The organism is Streptomyces sp. NPDC107550, from assembly GCF_055639095.1.
In genome coordinates, this window is sequence record NZ_JBVKBC010000033.1 from 1 (window position 1) to 16,622 (window position 16,622).

At 72.8% G+C, this 16,622-nt stretch carries 16 protein-coding genes and 1 tRNA gene; 6 read left to right on the forward strand and 11 right to left on the reverse strand.

Features of this window, described 5'->3' with window-relative positions; genetic code table 11:
* The first annotated feature begins 698 nt into the window (after positions 1–698).
* Both ACZ7LY_RS29310 and ACZ7LY_RS29315 read left to right on the forward strand, forming a co-directional pair.
* Entirely contained in the window at positions 699–1,538 is an 840-nt protein-coding gene (locus ACZ7LY_RS29310; protein ID WP_471627761.1) for a hypothetical protein, read from the forward strand.
* Between the two features lie 165 nt (positions 1,539–1,703).
* Entirely contained in the window at positions 1,704–1,859 is a 156-nt protein-coding gene (locus ACZ7LY_RS29315; protein ID WP_471627762.1) for a hypothetical protein, read from the forward strand.
* A gap of 407 nt (positions 1,860–2,266) precedes the next feature.
* On the opposite strand, the gene ACZ7LY_RS29320 is transcribed toward ACZ7LY_RS29315, so the two are convergent.
* From ACZ7LY_RS29320 to ACZ7LY_RS29330, 3 genes are read right to left on the reverse strand one after another with little or no spacing between them, the layout of a single operon-like run.
* On the reverse strand, positions 2,267–2,881 hold the full coding sequence (locus tag ACZ7LY_RS29320) for a bifunctional 4-hydroxy-2-oxoglutarate aldolase/2-dehydro-3-deoxy-phosphogluconate aldolase (RefSeq protein WP_471627763.1): 615 nt from the start codon (positions 2,879–2,881) through the stop codon (positions 2,267–2,269).
* Positions 2,869–3,621: an IclR family transcriptional regulator gene (locus ACZ7LY_RS29325; RefSeq protein WP_471627764.1), complete on the reverse strand. Its 753-nt coding sequence runs from the start codon at positions 3,619–3,621 to the stop codon at positions 2,869–2,871. Before ACZ7LY_RS29325 ends, ACZ7LY_RS29320 begins: the two co-directional genes overlap by 13 nt.
* A gap of 2 nt (positions 3,622–3,623) precedes the next feature.
* Positions 3,624–4,553 (reverse strand): sugar kinase, encoded by a 930-nt coding sequence (locus ACZ7LY_RS29330; RefSeq protein ID WP_471627765.1) that lies wholly within the window; start codon positions 4,551–4,553, stop codon positions 3,624–3,626.
* A 130-nt stretch (positions 4,554–4,683) separates the two neighbouring features.
* Between ACZ7LY_RS29330 and ACZ7LY_RS29335 the strand changes: the two genes are divergently transcribed.
* Positions 4,684–5,274, forward strand: a complete 591-nt coding sequence (locus ACZ7LY_RS29335) for a GNAT family N-acetyltransferase (RefSeq protein ID WP_471627766.1) — start codon at positions 4,684–4,686, stop codon at positions 5,272–5,274.
* Between the two features lie 13 nt (positions 5,275–5,287).
* Here ACZ7LY_RS29335 and ACZ7LY_RS29340 read toward each other — a convergent pair whose 3' ends face one another.
* The 6 genes from ACZ7LY_RS29340 to ACZ7LY_RS29365 form a co-directional block, all read right to left on the reverse strand.
* A complete protein-coding gene (locus ACZ7LY_RS29340; protein WP_471627767.1) occupies positions 5,288–6,517 on the reverse strand; it encodes an oxygenase MpaB family protein in 1,230 nt (409 codons plus the stop codon).
* Between the two features lie 33 nt (positions 6,518–6,550).
* Entirely contained in the window at positions 6,551–7,615 is a 1,065-nt protein-coding gene (locus ACZ7LY_RS29345) for a polyprenyl synthetase family protein (protein ID WP_471627768.1), read from the reverse strand.
* Positions 7,605–7,922 carry a hypothetical protein gene (locus ACZ7LY_RS29350; protein WP_471627769.1) on the reverse strand — a complete coding sequence of 106 codons (318 nt, stop codon included), beginning with the start codon at positions 7,920–7,922 and terminating at the stop codon, positions 7,605–7,607. Before ACZ7LY_RS29350 ends, ACZ7LY_RS29345 begins: the two co-directional genes overlap by 11 nt.
* A 237-nt stretch (positions 7,923–8,159) precedes the next feature.
* On the reverse strand, positions 8,160–9,437 hold the full coding sequence (locus ACZ7LY_RS29355) for a COG4705 family protein (RefSeq protein WP_471627770.1): 1,278 nt from the start codon (positions 9,435–9,437) through the stop codon (positions 8,160–8,162).
* A 112-nt stretch (positions 9,438–9,549) separates the two neighbouring features.
* The gene (locus tag ACZ7LY_RS29360; protein WP_471627771.1) at positions 9,550–10,854 is read right to left on the reverse strand and encodes a sensor histidine kinase; all 1,305 of its coding nucleotides are present in this window, start codon (positions 10,852–10,854) and stop codon (positions 9,550–9,552) included.
* A 10-nt stretch (positions 10,855–10,864) separates the two neighbouring features.
* Positions 10,865–11,518 (reverse strand): response regulator transcription factor, encoded by a 654-nt coding sequence (locus ACZ7LY_RS29365; protein ID WP_471627772.1) that lies wholly within the window; start codon positions 11,516–11,518, stop codon positions 10,865–10,867.
* 151 nt (positions 11,519–11,669) lie between these two features.
* On the opposite strand from ACZ7LY_RS29365, the gene ACZ7LY_RS29370 reads away from it, so the two are divergent.
* On the forward strand, positions 11,670–12,008 hold the full coding sequence (locus ACZ7LY_RS29370) for an iron chaperone (RefSeq protein WP_471627773.1): 339 nt from the start codon (positions 11,670–11,672) through the stop codon (positions 12,006–12,008).
* A 22-nt stretch (positions 12,009–12,030) separates the two neighbouring features.
* On the opposite strand, the gene ACZ7LY_RS29375 is transcribed toward ACZ7LY_RS29370, so the two are convergent.
* Both ACZ7LY_RS29375 and ACZ7LY_RS29380 read right to left on the reverse strand, forming a co-directional pair.
* Positions 12,031–13,857, reverse strand: coding sequence for a hypothetical protein (locus tag ACZ7LY_RS29375; protein WP_471627774.1), 1,827 nt, complete (start codon positions 13,855–13,857; stop codon positions 12,031–12,033).
* 220 nt (positions 13,858–14,077) lie between these two features.
* Positions 14,078–14,150: transfer RNA gene (locus tag ACZ7LY_RS29380), tRNA-Arg, on the reverse strand.
* Positions 14,151–14,972: 822 nt separating this feature from the next.
* On the opposite strand from ACZ7LY_RS29380, the gene ACZ7LY_RS29385 reads away from it, so the two are divergent.
* Both ACZ7LY_RS29385 and ACZ7LY_RS29390 read left to right on the forward strand, forming a co-directional pair.
* Positions 14,973–16,001: a DUF6879 family protein gene (locus ACZ7LY_RS29385; RefSeq protein WP_471627775.1), complete on the forward strand. Its 1,029-nt coding sequence runs from the start codon at positions 14,973–14,975 to the stop codon at positions 15,999–16,001.
* A gap of 347 nt (positions 16,002–16,348) precedes the next feature.
* Positions 16,349–16,618: an acyl carrier protein gene (locus ACZ7LY_RS29390; RefSeq protein WP_471627776.1), complete on the forward strand. Its 270-nt coding sequence runs from the start codon at positions 16,349–16,351 to the stop codon at positions 16,616–16,618.
* Positions 16,619–16,622: the final 4 nt, after the last annotated feature.

Sequence of the window (16,622 nt, forward strand, 5' to 3'; positions counted from 1 at the left end):
CAATCGCCGGAGGGGCTGGGTGTTGGCGTTGATGCCGAATCCCTCAGGGGCGGGGGCTCGCTGCCGCTGGGAGCGGGCGTTCAGGTCAGCCCCGTAAGGGGCGCGGGGAGCTGCGCGCTCGGCCATGATGCACCCGGCACTCTGGGGCGTTGCCCCAGGCCCCGCTCCTCAATCGCCGGAGGGGCTGGGTGTTGGCGTTGACGCTGAATCCCGTAGGGGCGGGGGCGCGTTGCCGCTGGGAACGGGCGTTCAGGTGAGCCCCGTCAGGGGCGCGGGGAACTGCGCGCTCGGCCATGACGTACCCGGCACTCTGGGGTGCTGCCCCAGGCCCCGCTCCTCAATCGCCGGAGGGGCTGGGTGTTGGCGCTGACGCTGAATCCCGTAGGGGCGGGGGCTCGCTGCCGCTGGGAGCGGGCGTTCAGGTGAGCCCCGTCAGGGGCGCGGGGAACTGCGCGCTCGGCCATGACGTACCCGGCACTCTGGGGCGCTGCCCCAGGCCCCGCTCCTCAATCGCCGGAGGGGCTGGGTGTTGGCGTTGATGCCGAATCCCTCAGGGGCGGGGGCTCGCTGCCGCTGGGAGCGGGCGTTCAGGTCAGCCCCGTCAGGGGCGCGGGGAACTGCGCGAGCGGCCACGACGTGCCCGGCACTCTGGGGCGCTGCCCCAGGCCCCGCTCCTCAATCGCCGGAGGGGCTGGGTGTTGGCGCCAAGGCCAACTCCCTCAGGGGCGCGCGCCGAGTGCGTCGGCATCCTGAAGGGCGCCTATCTGTCCGTGCCGGAGTTCAAGAGTCCGGTCGGGGACCCGCTGGCGTTCCTCGCCGGCCTCCGCCCGCTCCAGGCGGAGGCGCGGGAGGCCGCCGCCAACCCTTACACCCAGCTCCCCGGCACCGGCGTCAAGATCGACACGATCCCCGACCAGAGCGGCGCCGTCATCGTCACCCCGGCGCTCATGCGCATCTCGACCCGCGTCGACGGGCTCGGCGGCGACGCCCAGGGCAACAACTACTGGTGGTGGTCGAACAGCGACGAGGGCCGCCGGAGCTTCATCGCCGCCAACAAGGAGTACATCAAGGCCGCCGCCGACTCCGGGCTGCCGCCCGAGATGGTCGCGGGCATCGCCTGGCAGGAGGTCGAGGGCGACCCCGGCTGGCTCGACGACGCGGCCCGCACCGGGCGCGGGTTCCTGCCCGGCACCGGCGACCCCGACGAGACGTCCATCGGGCCGCTGTCCATCCAGGTCAGACGCGCCGCCGAAGTCCTCGGCTACGACCCCGAACACCTCACCGACGCGCAGCGCGATCAGGTCGTCGCCGCCACCAAGGACCCCGGCAAGAACATCTTCATCGCCTCCGAGTACCTCGCCCAGCTCAAGGCCGAGAGTGGCTTCGCGGACGTTCCGCCGGAGAAGATGACCCGGGAACAGATGCAGGAAATCGCCGCCCGCTACAACGGCGGTCCCTACTACGAGGACCCCAACGCCCAGGCGTACGGGCGGGGCTTCGACAAGAAGGTCGACCAGGTCAAGGAGGCACTCGGATGAGTCGCACGCCCCTCGTGGATCGTCCGGCGGCGAGCAGGGCCGGGGCGGTGGTGTGTGCGGCTGTGGTGGGGGCGGGGGTGTTGTTGACGGCGTTCGTCACCGTCACGGCGTACGTGGTCGGGCCGGTGGGGGGTGTGGGATGCGCAGGGGGGCACGCATGTGAAGGTGGCGGCGGGGCTGGGTGTGGGCCTCGGCGTCCTCACCCTGCTCCTCGCGCTCCTCTTCCGGGCGGCGGCCTGGCTCCGCACGCGCTGGTGGTACGCCGCCCCGGCGGCCCTCACGGTGACGTCCCTCCTACGCCTGACACTCCTACGCCCGTAAGGGGGAGCCAGCGCTGAGGCCAGCCCCCTCAGGGGCGGGGGCGCGTTGCCGCTGGGAACGGGCGTTCAGGTCAGCCCCATTAGGGGCGCGGGGAACTGCGCGCTCAGCCACGACGTACCCGGCACTCTGGGGCGCTGCCCCAGCCCCCGCTCCTCAATCGCCGGAGGGGCTTGATTTACCGGCGCTGAGACCAGCCCCGTAAGGGGCGCGGGGAACTGCGCGCTCAGCCACGATGCACCCGGCACTCTGGGGCTCCGCCCCAGGCCCCGCTCCTCAAGCGCCGGAGGGGCTGGGTGTTGGCGCTGAGGCCAGCCCGCCGGGCCTGAAGGCTGGAGTTGGCGCTGAGGCCAGCCGCGTCTGGGCAGGGCCCGGGCTGTAATAACCGCGCCCGCAGACGCACCCGCCCGCTACCCCCGTAGCACCCCGCTCAATTGATCCAGCCCCGTCGGAGACTCAAGCGCCGAGCCCACGGCGACCACCCGCGCCCCGCCCTCCAAGAACGCCCCCGCGTTCCCCGCGTCAACCCCACCCGTGGCAACGAACCGCACCTCCGGGAACGGCCCCCGCATGGCGCGGAACCACCCCACCCCCAGCACGCTCGCCGGAAACGCCTTCATCCACGTCAGTCCGAGCGCCGCGGCCGCCTGCACCTCCGTCCCCGTGGCGACCCCCGGCAGATGCGGCAGCCCGGCCGCCAGACTGGCCCGCGCGACCGTCGCGTCAAGCCCCGGCGCCACCGTGAACGCCGCCCCCGCGGCCACCGCCCGCTCCAGCCGCTCCGCGCTCGTCACCGTCCCCGCCCCCACGGGCATCCCCCGCTCGCGCCCGGCGGCGACGACCGCACCCAGCGCTCGGGCGGCCCCGGCGCTCTGCACCGGCACCTCCACGCACCGGATGCCCAAGTCCCAGGCCCGCACGGCGAGTTCGACGGACCGTCCGGCGGAGAAGCCGCGCAGGATCGCCATCACCGGCACCCCGCCGAACAGTTCCTCGAACGTCAACAATGGGCTCACGGCCGCCATCCCAGCTCCTCGGAGATCGTCCCGGCGGCGGCCACCAGCTCCGGCAGCACCTCCGCCTCCAGCTCGCGCAGCCCGGCCCGCGCCTTGAGCGCCGTCACGGACACCGCGGCGACGACCCCGCCGCCGCTGTCCCGTACGGGCACGGCCACGCAGTTCACGTAGTCCTCGTACTCCCCGTCGTCCACGGCGTACCCGCGCCGCCGCGTCAGCTCCAGCGCCTGCCGCAACCCGGCCGGCGTCGTGATCGTGGCGGGCGTGTATGCCTTGAACTCCCCGTAGGCAGACAGCAGTTCGTGTACGACCGGCGGGGGCTGGAACGCCAGGATCGCCTTCGCCACCCCCGCCGTGTGCAGCCGCACGGGCCGCCCGATCTGCGCGTACAGCCGTACGCCGTCCACGGGTTCGACCTGGTCGACGTACACGATCTGGCCGCCTTCGAGCGCCGCGAGATGCACGGTGTGCCCGTCGCACCGTTCGGCCAGCGTCCGCAGGTGCCCGGCGGCGATCTCGCGCAACCCGAACTGTTCCAGGGCGAGTTGGGCGAGCCCGGCGAGGCGGTGGCCGACGCCGTAGCGCCCGTCGGGCAGGCGGCGCGCGAGGCCGCCCTCGGTCAGTGACTCCAGCAGCCGCAGCGCGGTCGAGCGGTGGACGCCGAGGTGCGCGCCGACCTCGGTCTGGGTGCGGGGGCGGCGGGCGACGAACTCCAGGATGTCGATGGCCCGCCGTACGGTCTGCGACACGCTCACCCCTCCTGTGCGCCGACGCCGGGGCCCGCGGGGACGTAGTCCTCGACGCTGCCGAGGGCCCGCCCGGCGAGCCGGTGCCCGAGGGCGAGCCGCTCCCGCCCGCCGAGCCCGCCCAGCAGCCCGCCCAGGTACCCGGCGGCGAACGCGTCCCCCGCGCCCACGGGCTCCACCACGTCCACGGCGGGCGCCGCCGCGAACACGGTGCCGTCCGCCGTGAACTCGGTCGCGCCCACCCCGCCGTCCTTCACGACGAGCGTCCCGCGCGGCCCGAGCAGGTCCCGTACGGCGTCGGCGCTCACCGTCCCCCACAGCCGTTCGGCCTCGTCGCGGCCGACGAACACGAGGTCGGCGCGGCGCGCGAGCCCGGCGAGCGTCTCGGCGGCGACCGCGTCCGAACTCCACAGCGCGGGGCGGTGATTGACGTCGAAGGAGACGAGGACGCCGGCGCTCCGGGCGCGTGCGACGAGGGTGTCGACGAGGTCCGCGCAGCCGGGGGAGAGCGCCGGGGTGATGCCGGTCAGATGCAGGACGCGGACGCCGGTGAGGTCCACCCGCCCGGCGTCGGCGCGGGTCATCCGGGAGGCGGCGGACCCGGCCCGGTAGTAGTGGACGCGGGTGCCGTCGGGGCCGGGGTCCTTGAAGTAGACGCCGGTGGGGGCGTCCGCGTCGAGCCGTACGCCACCGACGTCCACGCCCCGGGCGCGGACCGCCGCGAGGATCCGCCGCCCGAACGGGTCGTCGCCGACGCGGCTCACCCAGGCCGCCGGATGCCCGAGGTCGCTGAGGTACTGGGCGACGGTCGACTCGGCGCCCGCGACGGCGAGCCGCAGCGCCGCGCTGGTGTCGAGGCCGGCGCCGTCGACGGGCGTGACCTGGGCCATCGTCTCGCCGACGCAGATGACCGAGGGCGGTCGGGGTGGGCGCACGGGTGCCGTCCTTTCCGGTGCGGGTGCCTGCTCGCTGCCGTCTCCCCGACCGTAACAACCTCCGCGCAACAGGCGTGCACATGTTGCAACAGGTGGGCGCGCGGAGGGGAGGCGCGGACAGAATGCCCGTATGCCGTCACTGACGAAGTCCCCGATCCGGCCCGGCACCTTCTCCGCGACGACCCCGCCCACCCTGCGCACCGACGACGCCGAACTCACCTTGCGGGCCATGGAGTTCACCGACGCGGCGACCGTCCACGAGGCGTTCCAGGACCCCGCCCTCAGCCACTGGCACGCCCGCACGATGGACTCGGCGGACGAGGCCCGCACCTGGATCGCGGGCATCCACGCCGCCTGGGCCCGCGGCGAGGGCGCCCAGTGGCTGATCACCCGTACCACCGGCGGCACCCCGCTGGGCCGCATGGCCGTACGCGACGTGAACCCCGTCGACGGCACCGCCGAGGTCGCCTACTGGGTGCTGCCCGCCGCCCGCGGCCAGGGCGTCGCCCCGCGCGCTCTCGCCGCCGCCACCGCCTGGGCCCTGTCCCGCGGCTTCCACCGCCTGGACCTGCTCCACTCCACCCGCAACCCCGCCTCCTGCCGCGTCGCGGAGAAGTCCGCCTACCCCCTGGAAGGCACCCGCCACAGCGCGGCCCTCCACACGGACGGCTGGCACGACATGCACGTCCACACCCACATCCACCACGCCACCGCCCCCTGAGCGGCGGCGCGCCTCACCCCACCGTCGGGGCCGGGGGCTGCCAGCGGGTGGGGTGGGGGGTGGGGACGCCGTAGTCATGTTTCAGGTCGTCCGGGATCGCGTAGTGCATGACGCGGCCGCGGGTGAGGGAGGACAGTTCGAGGGCGGTCGTCAGGTGGCCGAGGCGGTCGAGGGCCCAGGCGCCGAGCGGGGAGCGGTCCTCGATGGTCTCCAGGACGCCCAGCAGGTGCGGGACCGCGCGGACGGCCGTGTCCCAGCGGCTGCGGGGGACGTCGAGCCAGTCCGCGCACGTGTCGCCGACCAGGTGGCGGATCAGCGCGGAGACGATCGGGTCGAAGAACGTGCCGGGCACGATCTCCTCGTACAGGTCGATGAGTTGGCGCGTGAGGTGGGAGCCCTCGGGGGAGGGGCCCATGTACCGGAGCATGTAGCGGTCGAGGAACGCGCGGGCCTCCTCCAGCGTGCGCGGGACGGCCGTCTGGTCGACGCCGAGCATCGCGCCGACGACCCGCCACGCGTAGTAGTACGCCTCGGCGCCCTCCCGCGTCATGTGGATGCCGAGCCGGTGCAGGCTGTCGAGGACGAGCAGCGAGAAGAACATCTGCCCGCCGATCATGTCCTCCTGGCAGATCGGCACGCCGAGCGCGGCGGCGTCCCAGCGGTTCTCACGCGTGAGGTGGTGGCGGATCGAGGCGTGCAGCAGGCGCACCTTCTGCGCCGCCGGGACGAATCGGCCGCCCGCCTCGAACGCGTCCGGCTGCATCAGGTAGACCGTGAACTGCCCTGTCTCCGCCATGCGTTTGGACGGATACGACAGCCCGTGCGTCGTCGACAGCAGCTTCGCCACGTGCGGCACGAGATAGCAGGCGGGCATCGACGCGAAGGACAGCGCCGTGGAGATGTGGACGTTGTTGTCGATGAAGAACAGCCGCGCCTTCTCCATCTCCTCCCAGTCCACCCACGCCGGCGGGGTCCGCGTCGCCTCCAGGTACTCCCGCGCCACCTCGGGCAGCCCCTCCGGCAGCGGGGAGCCTGCCGTGGAGACGTACCGCATCAGGGAGTTGAAGACGCCGACCTCGCCGCGTTCGAAGAGGGTGGCGACGGTGGCGTCGGCGAGTTCGTCACCGGCGAGCCGCAGCGCGTCCAAGGAGGCGTCCGTGTACGGGTCTTGGGGTGCGCCGGGCCCGGGGTGGGGCGGGGGCGTGTGGGGCGACGGGGTGTGCGGTGGGGGCGTGTGCGGCATGGAGGGCTCCGTCGGGTGTGTCGGGCGGGGGCGTCAGAACTGGCGGTCCGTGGCGGAGCGGGCCAGCGCGGCCAGGGCGGTGTGCGCGGGCGGGGGCAGGCGCAGCTCGTCGAGCGCGGCGAGCGCTTCGCGGACCCGGGCGCCGATCATGGCCTCGACGCGGCCGGGAGCGCCGAGCGCGCGCATGGTCTCGCGTACGGCGTCCAGCGCGGCCGGTGCGGCGGGGTCGTCCGCGGGGGTGCCGAGCAGCGTGCGCAGCCGTTCGCGGTCCTCCGGGCCCGCCAGCCGCCACGTCTCCGCGAGCAGGGCGGTGGGCCGGTGGCCGCTCACGTCGTCGGCGGGCGCCTTGCCGGTGCGGTCCGGGTCGCCGAACAACCCGAGGAGATCGTCGCGGAGTTGGAACGCCTCCCCGAGCGGCAGCCCGTACGCCGAGCAGCCCTCGGCCAGCCGCGCCGACCCGCCCGCGAGCGCCCCGCCGATCAACAGGGGTTGTTCCACGGTGTACTTGGCCGTCTTGTACCGGACGACCTTCAGCGACGCGCCCGTGTCGGGGTCGGCGCCCGTGCGCAGGATCTCCAGGCACTCCCCGGCGATCAGCTCCCGCGCCATCACCCACCACAGCGGCCGGGCGCGCGCCAGATACGCGGCGGGCAGCCCGCAGTCCGCGAACAACTGCCCCGCGAGCGCCATCAACAGGTCCCCGGCCAGCATCGCGAGCGACCTGGCCGCGTCGGCGCCGCGCGGCCGTCCCCGTACGGCCGCGCGCAGGGCGAGGTGCGCGGTGGGGCGGCCGTGGCGCAGGGCGCTGTCGTCGATCAGGTCGTCGTGGACGACGGCCGCCGCGTGCACGAGTTCCATGGACGCGGCGGCCCGCACCAGGGCGTCGCTGTCGGGCTGCCCGGCCGCGCGCCAGCCCCAGTAACAGAACGCGGCCCGCAGGCGTTTGCCGTCCGCGACGGCCGCCTCGATCTGCTCGGCCACCGGGTCGAGCAGCGGGTCCACGGCCGCGAACCGGTCCGCCTCCCGCGCGACGAAGTGCCGCAGCACCTCGTCCACGCGGGCCTTGAACGCGACCGGTTCCCACCGGTCAGCGCCCATCGAGGCCCTCGCGGCCGGCGGTCGCGTGCCGGGCCAGGACCTCCAGATACGGCGGCGGCGCGCTGGCGTACCGGTCGAGGACGAGGCGCCCGCGCGCGGCGAGGTCCTGCTCGGCCTGCGACGCCAGTTCGCCCGCGTCGGACCTGCGCAGCAGTCCCCGTACGGTGCCGAAGGCGGCGCCGATGCCGGTGACGGCGAGATCGGCCGCCCCGGCGAGCAGCAGCAGCGGCTGGGCCGGGCCGGGGTCAGGGGTGCCGCCCGCGCCCGGCCGGGCCTCCCGTCCGCGCCCCGCGTCGTCCCAGGTCATGCGCCCCGCCCCCACCCGCACTCGGCCACCGGCGCCGGTCCCGCGCCGCTGGGACGAGGATCGCGGCGCGGGACCTTCGCGCGGGCCGGAACTCACGATCGGGTGAGCGACTCGCTCGGTCGTACGGATATGCGCGGTCGGATGTCACGTACCCCTGTGCGGATGATGCGCGGGCCGGGTGTCACGTACCGCCGTGCGGATACGCGCTCGCCGCCGCGTCGGTGTACGCGGGTGCCGTCAGCCCATGTCCGTGAGGAGCGCGGAGAGTTCCTTGCGCTGCCGGGCGGCCGGCTCGGGCGGGTTCGGGTGGTCGATGCCGAAGGTCTTCAGCATCTTGTCCATCTGCGCGTCGATGGACGTCCAGCCGGTCGTGTCGAGCGGCTGGAGCGTGGCCTGATCGGCGTCCCACAGGTCGCGCAGCGACTGCGCGGCGGCGTGGGCGCCGGACGCGTCGCCCGCCCGTACGTCCTTCAGGGACGTGGACGCGAGGGACCGCAGCCGGGCGACCTTCGCCGGCGGGAACTTCTTCACGGCCTCGCCGGGCGCCATGTGGACGGCCGACGTGGCGTCCGTCTCCGGCGCGGGCCCGACGTGCGGCTGTCCGTGCGCCCACACCAGCAGGCCCGCCGTGGCGAGGGCGAGGGCGCCGAACCCGGCGAGCGCGACCCGTTCCCGGCGCGGGTCGCCGGGGGCGGGTGTGGCGTGGGTCGCCTCGTGTGTCTCCGTCACGTCCGACCGCGTCACCGTCAGATAGACGACCGTCGCCAGGATCAGCCCGAGGAAGATCAGGCTGGTGGTGAACGTGCCGAGCGCGAGCCCCGTCGGGTCGCCGGGGCTCTGGGCGACCTTGGGGGAGGCGAGCCAGTCACCGATGTTCGCGCCGAGCGGCCGGGTCAGGATGTAGGCGAGCCAGAAGGACAGGACGGGGTTCGCGCCGTACCGCCACAGCAGGGTGATCGCGGCGATGAGGCCGAGCGGCAGCAGCACGGACGCGCCGGGGCTCCAGCCGGTCAGCTCCAGCGTCCAGTCGCCGGTCGCGGTGCCGAGGGCGAACGTGACGAGGACGGTCAGCCAGTAGAAGGACTCGCGGGGCAGCGTGTTCACGGAGTGGATGGACAGCGTCCGCTCCCGCAGCCACCAGGCGCCGAAGACGGCCGCGAGCAGCACCGAGAAGACGGCGGTGCTGATCCACAGCGGCACGCCGAGCTGGTCGGTCAGGATGTCCGTGTACAGGGTGCCGGTGACGCTGACCACGACCACGGTCAGCCAGTACGGGAACGGCACGTACCGCTTCAGGCGGAGCTGGACGGCGAGGACCGCGACGAACACGGCGGTGAAGATCCAGGCCGTGTTCACCAGGCCGACGCCGAGCTTCATGTTGATCCAGTCGGCGAAGCTCTCCCCGACCGTCGTGCACAGCACCTTGATCACCCAGAACCAGACGGTGACCTCGGGAACCTTGTTGAGCATGAGCCGCCGCCCGCTGTGCGCGGGGGCCTCGGTTGTCGTCGTCATGCGCCGACCCTCACGCGGGGAACCTGCACACAACCTGACCGCGTCCCCGCCGGCCTCACATGCACCCCGCGTACGCCTGCCGCCCGGTGCACGCGCGTCCCCGTACGCCCGCCTAGGCGGCCGCCCGCCACCGGGGCAGCGTGACCTCCACGTGGCCGCGCCCGTCCGCGACGGCCCGTACCTCCGCCCCCGCCGACGCGGCGATACGCCGGACGACGGGCAGCCCGAGCCCGTAGCCGCCGCTGCCGCCCGTCACGCCGGCCTCGAAGACGCGCTCGACCTCGGCGGGGTCGAAGCCGGGCCCGTCGTCGAACACGTCCACCACGACCGCCCCGCCGTCCGAGCCGGGCCGCCCTTCCTTCTCCTCGCCCACCCGCCCGGTGATCCACACGCGGGAGCGGGCGTGGCGCAGGGCGTTGTCGAGGAGCGGCGAGAGCAGCGCGCCGACGACCTCGGCCGAGACGGCGACCTCGATCCCGGCGGGCACCTCGACGCCGATGCCCGCCCCGGCGCGCCCCGCGACGCACTGGCGTACGGCGGTCCGCAGGTCGCAGCGGGTCCCGGCGCCCGTACGGGACCGCGCCGCGCGCAGGATCGTGGTGATGGCGGCGTCCAGCCGGTCCACCTCGCGCAGCACCGCGTCCGGCGCGAGCGGCCCGTCCGAGAGCTGCGCGAGCTGCGCCTCCGCGCGCAGGACGGTGAGCGGGGTGCGCAGTTCGTGGGCGATCTCGTCGGTGAGGCGGCGCTCGTCGGCGAGGGCGCGGTCGACGCGGTCCAGGAGGTGGTCGAGGGTCCGGCCCAGCTCGCCGAACTCGTCGCGCGGCACGCCGAGCCCGAACCGCCGCCCCGGTTCGTGATGGCTCCAGTCGTCCGCGAGCACCGCCATCTCGCGCACCACCCGCAACGCGCGCCGCACGACGAGATGCGCGACCACGCCCGCGAGCGCGACCGTCAGCCCGCCCAGCACCAGCGACAGCGTCAGACCGCGCCGCTCGGACGTCTCGTACGGGGTGAGGTCGACGCGTACGACCACCATCACGTGATGGCCGCGCAGCGGGACCGGGCGTGCGTACAGGAGGTAGTGGCCCGCGGTCGTGGTGCGGGGGCGGCCCGAGGCGGCCAGCGCCTCGACGCGGGGGGCGAGCAGGGCCGGGACCTTGCCGTCGACGAGGCCGCCGTCCGCGTACACCCAGGCCACCTCGTCCAGCGCCTCGCTGCCGCTCTCCGCGACGACGACCCGGCCGCCGGCCGAGGTGACGTTCGCGGCGACGGCCTCCGCGCGGGTGTGCGCGAGGTCGCGGGCGTCGGCGTCGGTCACGCCGCTGAGCAGCACGTGCGAGACGACGACGAGGACGGCGACGACGGCGGTGGCGAGAACGACGGTGAGGGCGACGACGCGCGCGCGGAACCCGTTCACGGCCGGGCGGTCACTGCCACCGGTAGCCGACGCCGCGCACGGTCGCCAGGCGCTCGGCGACGCCCAGCGGGGCGAGCTTGGTGCGCAGGCGGCGGACGAAGGAGTCCAGGGTGTTGTCGCTGACCTGCGCGCCGTGCGGCCACCCGGCGGCGACGAGGGCGTGCCTGCGTACGGCGTCGCCCTGCGAGGCGATCAGCCGGCCGAGCAGCCGGAACTCGGTGGGTGTCAGGTCCATGCTCACCGCGTCCCGCGTGACGACGTGCTTCGCCGGGTCGAGGACGACCTCGTGCGGCGCGGCCTCGACGGTGGCCCGGCGCAGCAGCGCCCGCACCCGCACCAGCAGCTCCGGGATGTCGAACGGCTTCGTCATGTAGTCGTCGGCGCCCGCCTCGAACCCGCCCACCTTGTGGTGCAGCCCGTCCAGCGCGGTGAGCATCAGCACGGGCGCGTCCACGCCACGGGCCCGCAGCGCCAGGCATACGTCACGGCCGTCGGCGTCCGGCAGCCCCAGATCGAGCACGACCAGGCGCGGGGCGGGGTCGAGCCGGCCCAGCAGTCCCTCGGCGCTGTCGGTGACGGCGACGGTGTGGCCGTCGTGCTCCAGGGCGCGGCGCAGGACGTCACGGACCGCCGCGTCGTCCTCGCACACCATGATGAAAGCCACGGCCCGACCATAGACACCCACCGCGCGCATCACCATCACCGCAGGTCAGGGGGGTAGGGTCGTTTCTTCGTGTCAGGCTGGGCCGGGGTCGGACCGCCCGTCCGGCCGCGCTCGGGGGGCGGGTGCCGCGAGGCCGCCGCACACTGACGGCATGGATGCTGTACGGGAGTACCTCGACGCCATCCCGCCCGAACACCGCGCGCTCTTCACCCGGGTCAGCGAACTGATCCGCGAGGAGTTCCCGCAGGCGACGGTGGCCCTGTCCTACGGGATGCCGACCTACCGCGTGGGCAAGCACCGCCTGTACGTAGGGGTCTGGCAGCACGGCATCTCCCTCTACGGCTGGCACCCCGACAACGACGGCGGCTTCAGCGCCCGCCACCCCGACCTGATCACCGGCAAGGCGACGATCCGCCTCCGCGAGGAAGACGCGGCGTCCGTGCCGGACGAGGATCTGCGGGGGGTTGTGCGGGGGGCGCTCGGGGAGTAGGCGGGGGTTGTCGGGCGGGGGGCTAGCGGGCGGGCGGGGTTTCGGCGCGGGTGGTGTCGGTGGCGTCGCTGGGGTCGGCGCCGGTGGTCGCGGGAGGCGTGCCGGGGGCTCGGGTTTCCGTGCGCTCGGGAGCCGGGGTGGGTGCCGACTTCGGGGTGGGGGAGGGGGCAGGGGTCGGCTGGGGCGTGCTCGGGGGCGTGGGCTGCTTCGTCCAGTCGTCGATGAAGCGGACCTTGAACGTGTCGCCGAGGCGGGTGCCGTCCACCGAGACGTCGAAGGCGCCGAAGCGGCTGATGCCGCCCGCGTCGAACCAGGCGCCGTCGGCCCCCTGGACCTGGACCGTTCCCTTGCTGCCGTCGTCACCGAGGGCGGTTCCCTTGATCACCACGTTGGACCCGCTCCGGCCGACGAAGTAGACCACCGGTGCGGGCATGTCGAAGGTGACCGGGGTCTCGGGGCCGGTGTCGCCGCCGAGGTACACCTGCCGGGCGGTCAGGCGGTGCCAGTCCCAGGCGTCCTTCCACTTCGTGTAGAGGTACCGGTCATCGATCACGCCGTCGTCGTCCGGGTCGGTCGTGCCGGGTGCGTCGGTCCAGGTGCCGTCCGCCTTCTTGAACTGCACCGTGGCGCCGGGCTGCCCCGTCCCCTCGAAGGTCCGGATCCGCTCGCCGTTGCGGGCGACGAGCGTCAGCTTCAGCGGCAGGACGGGAAGGATCTCGACGGGGATACTGTCGAAGTTGTCGGGGTTGCCCGGTTCGGTCACCACGAGGTTCGCCATGCCGGGCGGGACGTCGGCCGGAAGGGGGACGCCGGACTTCTCGTAGACGGCGGAGTTCGGGCCGTTGCGTCGGGTGTCGATCAGGGCGAGGGGGAACTTCCGGCCCCCTGCGGTCAGGTAGGTCTCCACCTTGCCGATGGGGTCACGGGAGTTGGTCCAGCCGGAGAGGTCCATCGTGTCGCCCGCCCGCACCCGGGTGGTGGTGTCCGACACCTTCCACTGGAGCTGTGAGCTGTCGGGGTCGTCGATGATGGTGATCGTGCGCTTGTCCTCGTGTCCGGGGTCGGCATCCTCGGTGACATAGAAGTCCCATGTGCCGGCGGGCACGTTGCCCTTCAGGACGGAGACGGCCCACGTGCCGTCGTCGGCCACGCGCCCGCCGTACTCGAGCGGCATCGGCGTGTGGTGCGGGCCGTAGAACAGCGAGACGCGGGCGCCGGGTTCGCCGATGCCGCCGAAGTCGAGCTGCCAGAACGCCTTCGACAGGGCGACCCCCTCGCGCGGGGTGGTGAACTGCGCGGGCTGTACGCCCATCTTGAGGGTCACGGTGACGGGCGCCGAGATCCGCTCCAGCCGGCGGAGCTTCTGTACGACGCGGAAGGTGAACAGGCCGCCGTCCGTCAGAACGCCGTCGGGGAAGCGGGCGCTGGCCGCCCACTTCCCGTCCGGTCCGACGAGCCCGGTGAAGCTGGTGAGCGTCTCCCAGGACGTGGCGTCCGCCTTGCGGTACTGCAGGGTCAGCGAACCGCCCGGGGCGCCCGTACCGGCGAAGTTGAGCAGGTTCGTCTTGCGTCCGATCCGCAGGGTGGAGTGATCGGCGGGCAGCGTGATCACGGGCGTCGCCACGCCGGGGCCCGGCTTCTCGGCCGCCGCGAAGGCGCCGCTGGTGACGAGCGCCGTGGACGTCTCCCCCGGGGCGGCGGCCTGGGCGGGGGCGGCGGTGACCGTGAGGAGCGCCACTACGGTCATCGCGCCGAGCGCGGCGGCGGTCGTGGCGCGGGCGGGGCGGTGGTGCGGCCCCGTACGTCCGGAGGGCTGCCGAGAGTCTCCTGCCTTCGCGTGCTCCCTCATGCTGCTCCTTCGTGCGAGACGACGGCCTCTCCCGGCGGGCGGGGGCCGACACCGACCTCAACGGAAATGTTGCAACAATCATTGCACGATAGATAATGTGCATCAAAATCATGCAAGTGGGGTGAGGGGGGCGGGGGTGTGCGCGCTCCTGTAGTCCTGCGCGCGCACGACAAAGGGCCAGCTCAAGAGGGTCGAACCTCTGAACTGGCCCTTGGTGCCGTGCCCCCGGCAGGATTCGAACCTGCGACACCAGCTTTAGGAGAGCTGTGCTCTATCCCCTGAGCTACGGAGGCGGGGTCAGGGGCGGGCCCGGGGGCCGCTCGCTGACGTGAACCGTGAACAGGGTAGCGGATCGGGGTGTCGCGGGGGCTGGGGGTCCGGCGGGGGGTGGCATCTTGTTGCAGCCCGGCGTGGGTGGGGGCCCCGGGCGGGGGCTCGGGGTGGGGGTGGGGGAGGGGAGAAATGGGGGAAGGCGCTGGTGGGTGGGGGCTGGGGGGAAACGGGGGGAGTAATTCCGGTGTCAGTATGCTGCCAGTGCAGTTCCCTGAATTGGGACGGCATGGCTTTTCGGGGTGGGAGTTCGGCAAGATTCGACATGTCGGGCGGCGCCGAGCCGCTCCGAATTTGAGCGTGAAGCTCTGTCGAGGGGGATATTTTCGTGAAGCGGACTCTGCTGCGTGCCGTCGCAGTCGCCCTGGTTCCTTTTGCCGTGGCTCTGGGTGTGTCGGGTGCGTCTGTGGTGAGTGCTCACGCGCAGTTCGGGGGGACGAGTGCGACGGTCGCGGCCCAGAACGACCCCATCTGGGGTACCGGGCCCGCGTCCGTGACGGACGGCCCGAAGGACCCCATCTGGGGCACCGGGCCGGCGACGGTGGCGGACGGCCCGAAGGACCCGATCTGGGGGACGGGCCCGCAGGGGGCTCCGGAGGGGGACCCGAAGGACCCCATCTGGGGATGATTTTCGGACACGTTGACTGAAAACGGCCTGGCTCACGCCCCGTGCGTGGGCCGGGCCTTTGTGCTACCGCACAGGATTCACACGTTTTCGTTTCCGCTTCCCCTGCCTGTGAACGACGTGGGTCATACTGACCCACGGTCCGGGAGGGGGGCTTGGGGTGCTGAACGTGCTGGGAGTTTCGCCACGGGTGTCCGAGATGTATCGGGCACTGCTCAGGAATCCGGAATTCGGGGTCGAGGAACTGGGGGGTTTTCTCGGCTGGAATTCCGAAGTGGTCTGTTCCGTTCTCGAAGAATGCATACGGCTGTCGCTGGTGAAGCCCGACTGGGGTGCGCCCGACAAGTTCCGTGCGGTCAGTCCTGGCGTCGCCCTCGAAGCGCTCGTCACCCGTCATGAGAACGAACTCCTGCAGCGTCGCCAGCAGTTGGATGCCGCGCGCGTCGAAGTGGCCCGGCTGGTCGAGGACCATCACGCGGCCCAGCAGGATCTGCACAGTTCCGTCATCGAACGGTTCGAGGGGCTTACGGAGATACGTTTCCGCATTGAGGAACTGACCCAGAAGTGCAGCTCGGAGCTGTTGACCTTCGCGTCCGGGGGGCCGCAGACCGAGGCCAGCCGGCAGGCCAGTCAGCCGCTCTGCCGGGAGCTGGCCGAACGCGGGGTCACCATGCGGTCCGTCTATCTCGACAGCGCCCACAACGATCCCGCGACCGTCGAGCATCTGCGGTGGTTGCAGGGGAACGGGGACGATGTGCGGACCACCGCCGAGCTGCCGTCCCGGATGCTGATCTTCGATCGGGCGCATGCGGTGTTGCCGCTTGATCCTGAGGACACCTCGGTCGGGGCGCTCGTGTTGCACGGGCCCGGGATCATCCACGCGCTGTGTGAGTTGTTCGAGCGGGTGTGGGAGAGCGCGGTGCCGTTCACCCGGGGGCGGTTGCATCAGCGGGATCGGGCTGATGGGGGGCTTTCCTCTCAGGAGCAGGCGATTTTGCGGTTGTTGGGGGAGGGGCTCACGGATGAGGTCGTTGCTCGGAAGCTGGGGATTTCCGTGCGGACGGGGCGGCGGATCACCGCGGAGTTGATGACTCGGCTTGGGGCTCGGAGTCGGTTTCAGGCGGGGTTGCGGGCCGCGCAGCTTGGGTGGCTTGTGGGTGGGGAGTCTTCTGGCTCCGGCCCGTTGTGATGGGCGGTTCCCTCTCGGGGGGTTGGGTGGCTCGGCCCGGGTTGTAGTGGGCGTTTTGCGCAGTTCCCCGCGCCCCTTGGCGAGTTGATCGGCTCAGCCCGGGTTTTAGCGGGAGTGCGCGGTTCCTCGCGCCCCTTTAGGGAGTTGATCGGCTCGGCCGGGCTGTCGTGGGCGTGCGCGGTTCCTCGCGCCCCTTTAGGGAGTTGATCGGCTCGGCCGGGTTGTCGTGGGCGTGCGCGGTTCCTCGCGCCCCCTGGGGGCCTGGCGTATAGGGGGCGTATAGCCGGGGGGGTGAGTCTCGGGGGGCGGGGTCAGGGTGATCCCGTACGAAATCCCTGGGAGCCGAGATGACCAACGTGAGCCTGACGAACGGCCTGGACGCTGCCCGCAAGCAGGAGATCAAGGAGATCGTCTGCGACATCCTCGAGATCGACGAGGACGAGGTCAGCGAGACCAGCCTCTTCAAGGAGGAGCACGACGCCGACTCGCTGCGTGCCATCGAGATCCTCGCGGCCCTGGAGCGGACGCAGAAGGTGACCATCGACCAGGCCGAGCTGAGCCGCATGGTCAACCTCGAGGGCGTGTACGCGGTGGTGTCCGAAGCCGCCCAGCGCTGACCGC